Annotated in this window: 13 protein-coding genes; 9 read left to right on the forward strand and 4 right to left on the reverse strand. The window is 48.6% G+C overall.

All coding sequences use genetic code 11. From position 1 onward, the window contains the following. Positions 1-140 precede the first annotated feature (140 nt). Positions 141-1,778: a putative polysaccharide biosynthesis protein gene (locus tag AC2CGA_RS12120; protein ID WP_003152313.1), complete on the forward strand. Its 1,638-nt coding sequence runs from the start codon at positions 141-143 to the stop codon at positions 1,776-1,778. A 56-nt stretch (positions 1,779-1,834) separates the two neighbouring features. Then, complete coding sequence (locus tag AC2CGA_RS12125; RefSeq protein WP_007408795.1) at positions 1,835-2,554, forward strand: pseudouridine synthase; 720 nt, start codon at positions 1,835-1,837, stop codon at positions 2,552-2,554. 127 nt (positions 2,555-2,681) lie between these two features. Here AC2CGA_RS12125 and AC2CGA_RS12130 read toward each other — a convergent pair whose 3' ends face one another. Further along, positions 2,682-2,903 (reverse strand): DeoR family transcriptional regulator, encoded by a 222-nt coding sequence (locus tag AC2CGA_RS12130; RefSeq protein ID WP_003152337.1) that lies wholly within the window; start codon positions 2,901-2,903, stop codon positions 2,682-2,684. 282 nt (positions 2,904-3,185) lie between these two features. Between AC2CGA_RS12130 and AC2CGA_RS12135 the strand changes: the two genes are divergently transcribed. Together AC2CGA_RS12135 and AC2CGA_RS12140 are read left to right on the forward strand one after the other, a co-directional pair. Beyond that, positions 3,186-3,890: an ABC transporter ATP-binding protein gene (locus tag AC2CGA_RS12135; RefSeq protein WP_057080653.1), complete on the forward strand. Its 705-nt coding sequence runs from the start codon at positions 3,186-3,188 to the stop codon at positions 3,888-3,890. After that, positions 3,887-5,047, forward strand: coding sequence for an ABC transporter permease (locus AC2CGA_RS12140; RefSeq protein WP_015387835.1), 1,161 nt, complete (start codon positions 3,887-3,889; stop codon positions 5,045-5,047). The genes AC2CGA_RS12135 and AC2CGA_RS12140 overlap by 4 nt, the downstream gene beginning before the upstream one ends. A gap of 32 nt (positions 5,048-5,079) precedes the next feature. Here AC2CGA_RS12140 and AC2CGA_RS12145 read toward each other — a convergent pair whose 3' ends face one another. Further along, entirely contained in the window at positions 5,080-6,384 is a 1,305-nt protein-coding gene (locus tag AC2CGA_RS12145; RefSeq protein ID WP_349686261.1) for an NCS2 family permease, read from the reverse strand. Between the two features lie 95 nt (positions 6,385-6,479). On the opposite strand from AC2CGA_RS12145, the gene pepV reads away from it, so the two are divergent. Beyond that, on the forward strand, positions 6,480-7,871 hold the full coding sequence (pepV, locus tag AC2CGA_RS12150; protein WP_025853330.1) for a dipeptidase PepV: 1,392 nt from the start codon (positions 6,480-6,482) through the stop codon (positions 7,869-7,871). Positions 7,872-7,908: 37 nt separating this feature from the next. Here pepV and cysK read toward each other — a convergent pair whose 3' ends face one another. After that, positions 7,909-8,880, reverse strand: coding sequence for a cysteine synthase A (gene cysK, locus AC2CGA_RS12155; RefSeq protein WP_014305602.1), 972 nt, complete (start codon positions 8,878-8,880; stop codon positions 7,909-7,911). A gap of 89 nt (positions 8,881-8,969) precedes the next feature. Here cysK and thpR point away from each other — a divergent pair, with 89 nt between their 5' ends. From thpR to AC2CGA_RS12175, 4 genes are all read left to right on the forward strand, one after another. Then, positions 8,970-9,521 (forward strand): RNA 2',3'-cyclic phosphodiesterase, encoded by a 552-nt coding sequence (thpR, locus tag AC2CGA_RS12160; protein WP_003152349.1) that lies wholly within the window; start codon positions 8,970-8,972, stop codon positions 9,519-9,521. A 26-nt stretch (positions 9,522-9,547) separates the two neighbouring features. Next, a complete protein-coding gene (locus tag AC2CGA_RS12165) occupies positions 9,548-10,474 on the forward strand; it encodes a hypothetical protein (protein WP_044053536.1) in 927 nt (308 codons plus the stop codon). A gap of 52 nt (positions 10,475-10,526) precedes the next feature. Continuing rightward, positions 10,527-11,456 carry a YegS/Rv2252/BmrU family lipid kinase gene (locus AC2CGA_RS12170; protein WP_003152353.1) on the forward strand — a complete coding sequence of 310 codons (930 nt, stop codon included), beginning with the start codon at positions 10,527-10,529 and terminating at the stop codon, positions 11,454-11,456. A 271-nt stretch (positions 11,457-11,727) separates the two neighbouring features. Further along, the gene (locus tag AC2CGA_RS12175) at positions 11,728-12,525 is read left to right on the forward strand and encodes a phosphotransferase family protein (RefSeq protein ID WP_003152355.1); all 798 of its coding nucleotides are present in this window, start codon (positions 11,728-11,730) and stop codon (positions 12,523-12,525) included. On the opposite strand, the gene AC2CGA_RS12180 is transcribed toward AC2CGA_RS12175, so the two are convergent. Beyond that, complete coding sequence (locus AC2CGA_RS12180) at positions 12,526-12,804, reverse strand: YtzH-like family protein (protein WP_003152357.1); 279 nt, start codon at positions 12,802-12,804, stop codon at positions 12,526-12,528. Positions 12,805-12,830 lie beyond the last annotated feature (26 nt).

Consider the following 12,830-nt stretch of genomic DNA (forward strand, 5'->3'; position numbering starts at 1 on the left):
GAAAGAAGGGGATTCCTTAAACGTATTTTGTTTTTAAGAGCTTTCCCAAAAAGTTTCCCGCTGTAATTATTACCGTCTAATTGCCCAGTTGTGTTAAAATAGAAAAGTTGAATCTTCGTAGAAAATGGTGATGAGGAAACATGTCAAGCAAATTGTTAAGGGGCACGTTCGTGCTGACGCTCGGCACCTATATATCGCGGATTTTAGGGATGATTTATCTGATCCCGTTCGGAGCGATGGTCGGAGCGACGGGCGGAGCTTTGTTTCAATACGGATATAATCAATATACACTGTTTTTAAACATTGCCACGATGGGATTTCCCGCCGCGGTTTCAAAATTTGTCTCGAAATATAACTCCAAAGGAGACTATGAGACGAGCAGGCGGATGCTGAGAGCGGGAATGTCGGTTATGCTCGTAACCGGGATGATCGCTTTTTCAATTCTTTATATTTCGGCGCCGTTTTTTGCGGAAACATCTCTCGGCGGCACGAGTAACAACGGACTTACGATTGACCACGTCGTTTATGTCATCCGGATGGTCAGTCTGGCACTTTTGGTCGTGCCGATTATGAGCCTTGTGCGCGGTTTTTTCCAAGGTCATCAGATGATGGGGCCCACAGCCGTTTCACAGGTTGTGGAGCAGCTTGCCCGGATCATCTTTTTATTGGGCGCAACGTATTTGATTTTAAGAGTGATCAACGGAGGCCTTGTCATCGCAGTCGGATACGCGACTTTCGCGGCGCTGATCGGATCATTCGGAGGGCTTGTCGTCCTTTATATTTACTGGAATAAGCGGAAGGGCGATCTTCTGGCGATGAAGCCGAATCTCGTCCCGTCTGCGAACTTAAGTTATAAAAAAATGTTCATTGAGCTTTTCAGTTATGCCGCTCCTTACGTATTTGTCGGACTGGCGATTCCTTTGTATTCATATATCGATACGAATACGTTTAATAAAGCGATGATCGCGGCGGGCCATAAGGATATCAGCCAGGACATGCTTGCGATTGTCACCCTTTATGTGCCGAAGCTTGTGATGATCCCGGTTTCTCTGGCGACCGCTTTCGGTCTGACGCTGATTCCGACGATTACTGAATCGTTTACGAGCAGGAATTATAAGCTTTTGAATCAGCAGATTAACCAGACGATGCAAATCATTCTGTTTTTGGTTATTCCCGCCGTTGTCGGGATGTCCGTGTTATCGGGTCCGGCCTATACGTTCTTCTACGGCTCTGAAAGTCTTCGCCCGGATATCGGACAGGATATATTGTTCTGGTACGCGCCTGTCGCGATTCTGTTTTCTCTGTTTACCGTAAACGCCGCGATCCTGCAAGGGATTAATAAGCAGAAATTTGCTGTCGTGAGCCTTTTCATCGGCGTCATTATAAAAGTGGTGCTGAACGTGCCGCTGATCAAGCTGTTTCAGGGAGACGGGGCCATCTTGGCAACGGCGCTCGGTTATATCGCTTCTCTTCTGTACGGTTTTATCATGATTAAGCGCCATGCGGGCTATTCGTATACGGTACTTATAAAACGGGTCATTTTAATCGCAGTCCTGTCCGTCGTGATGGGAGTCGCGGTCAAGCTGACTCAATGGCTGCTCAGTTTCTTTGTAACATACCAAAGCGGCCAGGTGCATGCGGCGATTGTCGTCTTTGTCTGCGCCGCTGTCGGCGGTGCGGTGTACATGTTTGCCGCGTACCGAATCGGATTTTTACAGAAAATGTTTGGAAACCGTCTGCCCCGCGTTTTGAGGAGAGGCAGGCATTCCGCCCATTGAGAAATAATGAATAGTCCGCTTATCGCGGGCTTTTCTTTTTAAAGGAGAGGATCAGGATGAGACTTGATAAGCTGCTTGCCAACAGCGGATTCGGCTCAAGAAAAGATGTGAAAAAAATCGTCAAGGCCGGGGCTGTCATGATTGACGGAGAGCCGGCGAAAGATGTGAAAACCCATGTCGATCCGGAAAAACAGGACATCACGGTATACGGAGAGCCGGCAGACTATCGTGAATTTATTTATGTCATGATGAATAAGCCGCAAGGAGTGCTGTCCGCTACAGAAGACAGCCGCCAGCAAACGGTGGTTGATCTGCTGACGCCTGAAGAACAGCGATTTGAACCGTTTCCGGCGGGACGTCTTGATAAGGATACGGAAGGCTTTTTGCTTCTCACCAATGACGGGCAGCTCGCTCATCGCCTGCTTTCTCCGAAAAAGCATGTGCCTAAAACATATGAGGTCCGGTTAACTTCACCTCTGTCACCGGAAGACATCGTTCATCTGGAAAGAGGCGTCGTCATTGAAGGAGGCTATAAGACGAAGCCGGCAGCCGTTGAAATCATTACAGAAAGCCCGGATGAAACGGTGATTCACTTGACCATTACAGAAGGCAAATATCACCAGGTGAAGCTGATGGCAAAGGCTGTCGGAAATGAAGTGGCTTATTTGAAGCGGCTTTCGATGGGGGCTGTTTCTCTTGACCCGGATCTTAAACCGGGAGAATTCCGCGAGCTGACTGAAGAGGAGCTCGAAACGCTGAGAGGCGCTGAAGTGTAATCGATATCAGAAAAGCCCAAAACAGATTTGTTTTGGGCTTTTTATATAGAGGAACAAAAAACAAGGCAAAGACGCTGCTTTGCCTTGCAGCATGTCAGGCCGAAAAGGGCCTTATGTAATTGTTCGCTTAAGATGTAATTTTCACTTTTTTTCGTGTTGTCTCCCACTTGCCTCGGCTAGGACTATGAACAAGATCATTGTATGCTAACACATTTAAGTCTCGCTGAATGGTTCTAGGTGTAATGCCGAATTCATCAACCAGTTCCTGTGTTGTCACAAGGCCTTTTTCCTGGATGAACATGTAAACTGATTTAATCCGAGTCAGCATACGATTTGTTGAAGGTTTCAAAAAACCACTCCCTATCATAAGATCGGATGGACTTGATATACCACAACTTTCGACTCTAAAACTTCGTACGAATAAGCAACAAAGGATGACATTCTGTTTTTTTTCTCTTTTAACTGCCTCCATTATACACGATATGGACGACATGAATCTAGGAATAAGCGCAGATAATTTTTTCCAAATGGGTGCAGCCTTGGTGCATTACTATGTCCGGACCGCTTTTAATATTATGGAAACTGAAACTTTTTTTATACATGTCCGTATGAAAACGGGGGAGTGAGAAGTTTGGGAGAATTATTGAATGCAAACATTGTCTGCGCCGGTTATGCTGACAGGCCGAAGGTGATTTCTGATGTATCTCTGTCAGTCAACGCTGGTGAAATTGCCGGTTTAATCGGAGCGAACGGCGCGGGGAAAAGTACAGTGATAAAGGCGGTTCTCGGGCTGTCCCGGGATATTGAAGGCGGTATTGAGTGGAATGATTCAACTTATGCTTACATACCGGAGCGGCCGAGTTTTTACGATGAACTGACGCTTTGGGAGCACCTCGAGCTGACCGGGTCATTGCGGGGTATAGAAGGGGAAGAGTGCCGTGAGCGGGCAGGGCGGCTGCTTGAAGAGTTTTCGCTGACGTCTGTAAAACATGATTTGCCTTCCGGTTTTTCAAAAGGGATGCAGCAAAAGCTGATGCTCATACAGGCATTTTTGGCGAAGCCGGATATTTACATCATTGATGAGCCTTTTATCGGACTTGATCCGATCTCAACGAAGCTGTTTACCGACATGCTGATTGCTGAGAAAGAAAGAGGCGCGGGGATTTTGATGTGCACGCATGTTCTGGATACGGCGGAAAAAATCTGCGACCGGTTTTATTTGCTGGATCAGGGCGCTCTGCTTCTTCAAGGCACGTTAGAGGAGCTTCAGGAAAAAACGGGGAGCCGTTCACTGCTGGATTGCTTTTATTCAGCGGTTCGGAGCAGTCAGCGATGACCGGGCGGGCTTTGTTTTTTCAAAGGCTGTTTCATTATTGGCGGTATCAATGGAAGGTGTTTCAGACGGTCATTGATTGGACGGTCGCGCTGTACATCGTTCTTCCCGCTGCCGCATTTGCCGTTTATCAATATGCTGAATGGCTGAACGGCAGGGGGCTTCTTAATGGAGCGGCAGGAGTATTAGGATGGGGCTGGCTGTATGTATTCAGTGCCCTGCTGTTGTGCACGGGTTTTATTCATACCTTTTTGCTGGAAGCGGATCACGTGTTTTTGGTGCATGCAAAACATCTGATGCAAAAGCTGAAACGGTACGCGCTTTTGTATTCGATGTTCCTTTCCCTTATCAAATGGGGTGCGCTTGCCGTATTGTTATTTCCCTTATGGCGCCAGTACGGTGACTGTACCTTACCGGCATATTCAGGTATGTTTTGCTGTCTGTTCGGCTTCCATACCGCGATATTAGCGGTGCACCGGCACAGAAAAAACAGCAGGCGGACATTCGGGAATCAGGCGGCGGGCTGGCTGAAAGTGATGGTTCTGACGGCGGGTGCGTTTTTTATGATCACCTTTGCCGCCGAATGGTATTGGCTTTGGCCGGCGGGATGTATATTGTTCATCTGTTCCGCTTTTTTGACTTGGAAAGGGACGGAGACATTATCAGCCTTTGAGGAAGAAGTGCTTGAGGAGAACAGGCGGAAGCTTTCACTCGCCGCCTCAGTTTTGATGCTCAGCCATGATGTGCAGCTCCCGAATGGTAAAAATAAAGGGCGGAGCAAGCCGTTTTTATATCCCGGCTCAAAGCACATCTTTACAAAACGGTCGGCGTATACGGCGTGGAAAGAATTGTTTTTTAAAGTGCTGATCCGAAACGGCGGGTATCTCCGGCAGCTTTACCTTTTAACCGCGGCTTTTACGGCTCTTATTCTCGTTCTTCCGCTCTTAGTGAAGCCGGCAGTCCTTATTTTATTTGCGATCGTCAGCCGCTATGCCGCGTCACTTTTATTTGACCGGATCACGGATAAACCGGTTTTAAGCGGTATCAAGAGAGACAGTGATGACTATTTCCGGGCGCGAAACAGTGCATTAACCGTCATTCAAATCATCTGTTCCGCCTGGTGTCTCATTGCCGCGATTCTTTCCGTTCTTTATATGTAAAAATCCCTTTCCGAAAAGGAAAGGGATTTTTCTTAATGTCCGTTCAAAATAAAAAGCTGAATAAAAAACAGCACGGCGAAGATGAGGATTAGAGGATGGATCTCGCGCCATTTTTTCTTAGCTGCTTTAACAAGCGGATATGAAATGAAGCCGAGTGCGATTCCGGTTGAAATACTGGACGTTAAAGGCATCGCCAAAATGACGAGAAAGGCCGGGAACGCTTCATCAAGCTCATTCCAGCGGATATTCGACACAGCACCCATCATCAGGCTGCCGACAATAATCAGAGCCGGTGACGTAATCGCGGACACTTCCGATAAGACGCTGACAAGCGGGCTGAAAAACATGGAAACGGCAAACATAACGGCAATCGTCAGCGCCGTCAGACCTGTTCTTCCGCCGGCGGCCACACCTGCTGAAGATTCAACGAACGCGGTCGTCGGGCTGGTGCCGAAGATGCTTCCGACCGTCGTAGCCGTCGAATCAGCCAACAGCGCTCTTCTGGCATTCGGCAGCTGATTGTTTTTGATCAATCCCGCCTGTTCGGCGACACCGATCATGGTGCCGGTTGTGTCAAAAATCGTAACGAGAAGAAAAGAAAACACAACGGCGTACAGACCGTGATGCACGACATCCCCGAGGGCACCGAACGGATTTGTGATCAAAAGACCCTCCGGCAGGCGCGGGAATGAAATGAACCCTTTCGCAAAATGGATCTGTCCGGTCAAAAAGGCAATGACGGCGGTCAGCGCCATTCCGATGAACAGAGCGCCGTTTACATTCAGCACCATCAGCACGATACTGATGATAAGTCCGATAAGCGTTAAAATGACGGCGGGCGAATGAAGATCGCCGAGTGCGACCAGATTGGATTTATCAGCCGTGATGATTCCGGATTGGCGTAGGCCGATAAAAGCGATAAATAAGCCGATGCCGGTCGTAATTCCGTATTTTAAATTGTCCGGAATCGCTTCTATAAGTTGTTTTCTTAAAGGCGTTAACGATAAAATAATAAAGATGACTCCCGCGATAAAAACGGCGCTGAAAGCCGTCTGATACGTAATGCCGCTGCCTGTGCCGACAACGTGAAAGGCGAGATACGCGTTTAAGCCCATGCCGGGGGCAATGGCGATCGGAAAATTCGCAGCGAGAGCCATCCATAAAGTTCCGACAATGGAAGCGATAATCGTCGCGGTGAACACCTGGTCAAACGGAATTCCCGCATTGGATAGGATCACCGGATTGACGACAATGATATACACCATTGTGAAAAAGGTGGTCAATCCCGCGGTAATTTCTCTTTTTATTGTCGTTTGATGCTTGTCGAGATGAAACATAAGTACCTCCAATGACGAACATTTTTTCAAAACATCATCTATATTATTCGTTTTATCGACATTTTGCAAGTCTTTATCAAGAAAGGGGATTTGTGATGAACTGGGAAGTTGAAGTCATCAGAAACAAAGAAGATCTGATCCGTGACACGCAGAAGTTTTTGCAGATCAACAGCGTAATGGACGAATCAACAGCCGGTCCCGGCCGGCCGTTTGGAGAAGGCGTCAATGCCAGCCTGACGTCACTGCTGGAATTCGGTAAAAAAGAAGGCTTCACCGTAAAGAATCTTGACGGCTATGCGGGCCATATTGAATGGGGAACGGGTGACGAAATCGTCGGCGTTTTGTGCCACGTCGATGTCGTTCCGCCCGGAGACGGCTGGACGAGCGATCCGTTTTCAGCCGATATCAGGGACGGCCGGATATATGCCAGAGGCGCCATTGATGATAAAGGGCCGACAATGGCCGCGTTTTATGCGCTGAAAATCGTCAAAGACATGCAGCTTCCTTTATCCAAACGCGTGAGAATCATCATCGGAACGGATGAAGAAAGTGATTGGAGATGCGTGGATCACTACTTCAAACACGAAAAAATGCCTGACATCGGTTTTGCTCCTGACGCAGATTTTCCGATCATTAACGCGGAAAAAGGAATTATAGATGCATCACTGCGCATTGTAAAAAACGCTTCTGAAAAAGACGCAAAAAACGTGCTTCTGTCATTCCGTTCAGGACTGCGCTTGAACATGGTGCCGGATGCGGCTGAAGCGGTTATTGAAGGGAACGGTCTTGATGCCGTGCACGCATATTTCAGCAAATGGCTTGAGCAGTCAAAAACACAAGGTGAAGCAGTTTCGGAAAATGGAAAACTGACGCTTCGGGTATACGGGAAATCATGCCACGCGATGGAACCGGATAATGGTATCAATGCCGGCTTAAAGCTTGCTGAATGCCTTAACGGAACAGAGCTGGATGGAGCCGGAAAGCACTTTGTCAAAACCGTCAGTGACTATTTTTTAAATGATACACGAGGCAAAAAGCTGAAAATTGATTGCAGGGATGACATCAGCGGAGAGCTTACATTGAATGTCGGCACCTTTACATACAGAAAGGGTGAGGATGGAGAACTCGGCATCAACATCCGTTATCCCGTCACTTCAGACAGCAAAGTCATCCGTGATGCTTTTACGTCTGCTGAAGAATTCCGGCTTGAAGAATTTAAAGACAGCAAACCGCACCACGTTTCTGCCGATCATCCGCTCGTAAAGACGCTTCAAAAGGTTTACGAAGGACAGACGGGAAAGAAAGCGGATCTGATTTCAATCGGCGGAGGAACGTATGCGAGATCCCTTTCGGCGGGCGTCGCGTTCGGTCCGCTGTTCCCCGGCCGGCCTGACAGCGCGCATCAAAAGGATGAGTACATTGAAATCGATGACCTTCTCAGGTCAACGGCTTTATATGCCGAAGCCATTTATGAACTTGCCAAGTGATAATAAAAAGGGACGCCGAAAGCGGCATCCCTTTTTATCATTCAAATGACCATAAATCCGTTGATAAATAACGTTCTCCCGTATCGGCCGTCATACAGATGACGATCTGTTCGGGAGGGAGGCGTTTGGCGGTTTCAATGGCGGCGAAGCAGGCGGCGCCTGAAGACGGGCCGACGAGTATGCCTTCTTCCCGGGCCAGACGACGTGTTGTCGTATACGCATCTTCATCAGATATTTTCATGATTTCATCGTAAACGTCCTGATTCAGTATGCCGGGAATAAATCCGGGGCTTGTCCCGACAAGCTTATGAGCGCCGGGTTTTCCGCCAGACAGGACGGGAGATCCCGCAGGCTCGGCGACATGAACAATCATATCCGGGAAAAGCTCTTTCAGCGTTTCTCCGGTTCCGGTAATGGTCCCGCCCGTTCCCGCCGTTGCCACAAAAGCACCGAGCGGTCTGTTGAGCTGCTGAACGGCCTGATAGATTTCAATGGCGGTCGTTTTTCGGTGGGCATCTGGATTTGCGCCGTTATCGAATTGCATCGGGATAAAACTTCCCGGAATCTGTTCGGCGAGTTCTTTCGCTTTTTTGATGCTGCCGGGCATTCTTTCCGCCCCCGGTGTTAACACAACCTCCGCGCCGTACGCTTTCAGGAGGTTGATGCGTTCTTTCGTCATCGTGTCAGGCATGACGAGGATTGCCTTGTAGCCGCGCGCCGCCGCGTTCATCGCCAGGCCGATGCCTGTGTTGCCGCTTGTCGGTTCGATGATGACAGAGCCGGGTTTTAAATGCCCGCTGTTTTCCGCTTCAATGATCATATTGTAAGCCGCTCTGTCTTTGACACTGCCGCTCGGGTTAAACGATTCTAATTTTAAATAGACCTGTGCTGCATGTTCTGGCTGAAGGCGATTGAGCTTTACGATCGGTGTGCCGCCGATCAGCTCCGCCGTGCTGTTTACGATTTTCAAGGCCGGCTCATTCCTTTCTGTATAAAACGTTCGGTACATAATATCCTATCATAATGAGCGGACAGGGTTCTCCTCTCCGCTTATCCGTTTTATAATAACACCATAACCAAAGAGGGGGAGATCCTCGTATGAAAGCTTCATTGCCGCATTATTTTATCGGCATTCCGATTCCGGCTGACATTGCTGAACCGATTTGGGAAGCAGCCAAAAAGGAGCCGGCGTTATCATTCAAAAAATGGGTGCACCCGCATGACTATCATATTACGCTCATTTTTCTCGGAGCCGCGGATGAAGAACGGCTTGCGAAATTATCGTCTTTGCTCGCAGATGCTGCGTCGGCAGCGCAGCCGTTTACTGTACAGTTTCAGCATCTGGATATTTTCGGCGACCGCAGACAGCCGAGAGTGCTTCACCTTGAGCCCGAACGGAATGAACTGCTCTTTGATTTGCGGGAAAAAACAAAACAGGCTGTTTTGAAAGCCGGTTTTCAAGTGGAAAAACGGCCGTATCACCCTCATATGACGATGGCGCGGAAGTGGGCGGGAGACCGGCCGTTTTCTGACGATGTGCCGTTTGAAAGCGGCAGGGTGCAAAGTGCCGTCAGCCGGTTTTCCCTGTTTCAGACCCATCTTGACCGGTCGCCTAAATACGAAGAAATCGCACAGTTTCAATTGACATAAACAAATATTCGGAGTGGAGAAATCACATGGCACAGATCATCAAAATTCACGACTGCATATCCAGATATGAACTTGATCCATACCATTATATGAACCAGTTTATCCGGCTGAAGAAAGAACGCTGGGAGGCGCTTCTTGAAGCGTTTGACCGGATAACGGGAGAAACGGAAACGGCTGCCGGCGGGGAAACCGATCAAGCGCCGGCCAGGAAAAAATTTTCCTTAAAAAAGAGAAAAGAAGAAAATACGGCCGATATAAATGAAAAGAGGCACCAATGGTTTGATGAACCGGAGGGAGAAGAGGCGCTGTTCGGGAATCTTCCGTCTCAAAAGTCTGAGCTCGCCCCTTTTTTCAAAGATCAGCTGTATGACTTTCAATTAAAATGGGCGAGCTCCACGCTTTCTCAAAAGTCTGAGCTTTCGCAGGCGGTCAAAAGGGACAGGATGTTAAAAATGCTGGCTCAAAAACTGCCCGATTCCTATTTTGTGATGTATCATCCGGTTCTGCAAATTCAGCAGGCGTCCGTCGAACTGAGCATTATCATCATCTCGCCGCTGGAGATTTTCTGCGCCGCTTTTATGGAAGCGGAAGAGGACAGTGTATATATCGGATCAAAACACCGTTTTTGGGAAGAAAGAGGCTCCGGCAGCACGCGCCAAGTATTGAATCCGTCTCTCAGCCTGCACCGGACGGGCTCGGTCGTTTCGCAAATCGTAAAAGAAAAGCATGCCGACATTCCCGTGCGGAAGCTTTTGCTCAGCAGAACGTCTTATATTGATTACCCGGAGCCGCCGTACGGGCTGGAAATAGCTGATAAACGGACTGCCGCAGGGTGGCTGGAAAAGCAGCAGAAAAATACGGCGCCGATCAAGCACCACCAGCTGAAGGCGGCGAAGGCTCTTTTGTCTTACGGCTTGAGCGATTCAAGCCGGAGACAGGAATGGCTTGATTAAAGCGGACGTTTGCCGGCTGTCTCTTCATCTATGAAGCAGGTGAAAACAAACGATGAGTCAATGGTTTTTTATTATTAATCCGGTCTCAGGAGGCGGGCGGGGCCGGCGTGTCTGGAAATCAGTTCAAAAAGAGCTGACCAGGCGCGGGGTCAGCCACCGCTCTTTTTTGACCGGGCATCCCGGACATGCGGAGGTGCTGGCAAGACAGATTTCAATGATGCAGGATCATAAGCTTAAGCGGCTGTTCGTCATCGGCGGTGACGGGACGATGCATGAAGTCATTAACGGACTGAAAGGAACGGATCAGATTGAGCTGACCTTTGTGCCCGCCGGTTCGTACAATGACTTTTCCAAAGGGCTCGGTATTAAGAAGTCGGCGCTCCTCCAAGAAATCAAAAGTCTGCACCGCCCGCTCACACGGAAATTTTTTGCGGGAAACATCAACTTTTTTCATGACAAAGCGCAATCACTCTATTTTATTAACCACCTGTCTGTCGGCTTCGATGCCTCAGTTTTGAAGGCAGCCGCGAATTTTCCGTTTTCGCGCGTTCTTCGGTTTTTGCGTCTCGGCTTTGTGATTTACCCGCTCGCGCATTTACATACGGCCTCGGGGTTTCAGCCGTTCAGATTTGTTTGCACGGCAGACGGCCAGAGACGTGAATTCCGCAATGTCTGGTTTGTTATTGCGGCTAATCACCCTTATTACGGAGGCGGCATGAAAGCGGCGCCTTCAGCAAATCCCCGTCAAAACTATTTTGATATTGTCATTGCAGAAAACCTGTCCTTTTTTTCGCTGTATCGTTTTTTATGGGCGATGAGCTTCGGCCGGCATATCAAAATGGACGGAGTGACGATGATAAAGGGGAAGGAATTCGTTTTTGAAACAGATGGGAAAATTCCGTTTCACGCTGACGGCGAGCTGATCGGAACGACGCCGTTTCGGCTTATGCCGGGCGGTGCGCCATTGAAAATAAAAACATAATAAACAAATGAAACCCGTCAATTGTTTCACGGCAACAGAGCGGTTCGCGGCATAAATCTTCAGAATTCACAGGTGTTCTTGCTAGTTTTGCTTGACGAAGTTTGTGCTGTAGCGCTAAAATTTATAGGACGGCTATTGATTAGCATATGAGACTCTCAATAGCTGTCTTTTTTATTCTCATGAAATTGTTTATGACAGGCCGCTCCGCCAATAGAGAAAGGCTGGAGGCCTATTCTAAAATATTTTAAGAAATGATGGGTTGAACATTGATATGAACTGGTTGGGACAATTACTAGGTAGCGATTGGGAGATCTTCCCCGCCGGAGGAGCTACAGGAGATGCATATTATGCGAAACATAACGGCCAACAGCTTTTTTTAAAACGTAATAGCTCGCCCTTTTTAGCCGTGTTATCCGCCGAAGGCATTGTTCCGAAGCTGGTTTGGACAAAACGGATGGAAAACGGAGACGTCATTACGGCTCAGCATTGGATGGCGGGCAGGGAGCTGAAGGCAAAGGATATGAGCGGACGCCCGGTGGCTGAGCTGCTCCGCAAAATCCACACATCAAAAGCTTTGCTCGACATGCTGAAAAGATTGGGAAAAGAACCGCTTGATCCGGGCGCCCTTTTGTCGCAGCTGAAGCAGGCCGTCTTTGCCGTGCGGCAATTTTCGCCGCTTATTCAGGAAGGCCTTGCTTATTTGGAAGCTCATGTGGATCAGGTGCAATTCGGTGAAAAAGTTGTTTGCCATTGTGATGTGAATCATAATAACTGGCTTCTGTCTGAAGACAACCAGCTGTATTTAATAGATTGGGACGGCGCCATGATAGCCGATCCGGCCATGGATCTCGGCCCTTTATTGTATCATTACGTCGAAGAGCCAGCGTGGGACAGCTGGCTTGGGATGTACGGCATGAAGCTCACGGAAGGGCTTCGGCTGCGGATGGCGTGGTACATGTTATCGGAGACCATCACCTTCATCGCCTGGCACAAATCAAAAGGAAACGACAAAGCGTATCATGATGCCATGGAAGAGCTTCATGCCCTGATGAAGCGGATTGTCAAGTAGTCAGGAGTACGAATCCATCTGCTCCACCCATTGGGACAAATGGTTTTGGTGCTCCTGAATATGCGTGTCGATGGAATCGGCCGTGATGCCGGACTGGCTGTAGCGGTAGACATCCTCGAGCACGTTTTTTATATTTGAATCAAGCCCGGTGTTGGCCATCAGTGATTTGATGACGCGCTCCAGCTGTTCATACTCGGCAACCGTGCCGCAGCAATCCAATTGATGGTCGGCCAATATGTCCTTTAATAACCGGACCTGATGTTCGCTTGTTAAGCCCATGATTCATATACACATCCTTTCTGTGT

The organism is Bacillus sp. SYZHCR11, from assembly GCF_057196865.1.

Coding starts and splice junctions, on each gene's coding strand:
- AC2CGA_RS12120 (WP_003152313.1), top strand. CDS start 141: ATGTCAAGCAAATTGTTAAGGGGCACGTTCGTGCTGACGCTCGGCACC.
- AC2CGA_RS12125 (WP_007408795.1), top strand. CDS start 1,835: ATGAGACTTGATAAGCTGCTTGCCAACAGCGGATTCGGCTCAAGAAAA.
- AC2CGA_RS12140 (WP_015387835.1), top strand. CDS start 3,887: ATGACCGGGCGGGCTTTGTTTTTTCAAAGGCTGTTTCATTATTGGCGG.
- AC2CGA_RS12145 (WP_349686261.1), bottom strand. CDS start 6,384: ATGTTTCATCTCGACAAGCATCAAACGACAATAAAAAGAGAAATTACC.
- pepV (WP_025853330.1), top strand. CDS start 6,480: ATGAACTGGGAAGTTGAAGTCATCAGAAACAAAGAAGATCTGATCCGT.
- cysK (WP_014305602.1), bottom strand. CDS start 8,880: ATGTACCGAACGTTTTATACAGAAAGGAATGAGCCGGCCTTGAAAATC.
- thpR (WP_003152349.1), top strand. CDS start 8,970: ATGAAAGCTTCATTGCCGCATTATTTTATCGGCATTCCGATTCCGGCT.
- AC2CGA_RS12165 (WP_044053536.1), top strand. CDS start 9,548: ATGGCACAGATCATCAAAATTCACGACTGCATATCCAGATATGAACTT.
- AC2CGA_RS12170 (WP_003152353.1), top strand. CDS start 10,527: ATGAGTCAATGGTTTTTTATTATTAATCCGGTCTCAGGAGGCGGGCGG.
- AC2CGA_RS12175 (WP_003152355.1), top strand. CDS start 11,728: ATGAACTGGTTGGGACAATTACTAGGTAGCGATTGGGAGATCTTCCCC.
- AC2CGA_RS12180 (WP_003152357.1), bottom strand. CDS start 12,804: ATGGGCTTAACAAGCGAACATCAGGTCCGGTTATTAAAGGACATATTG.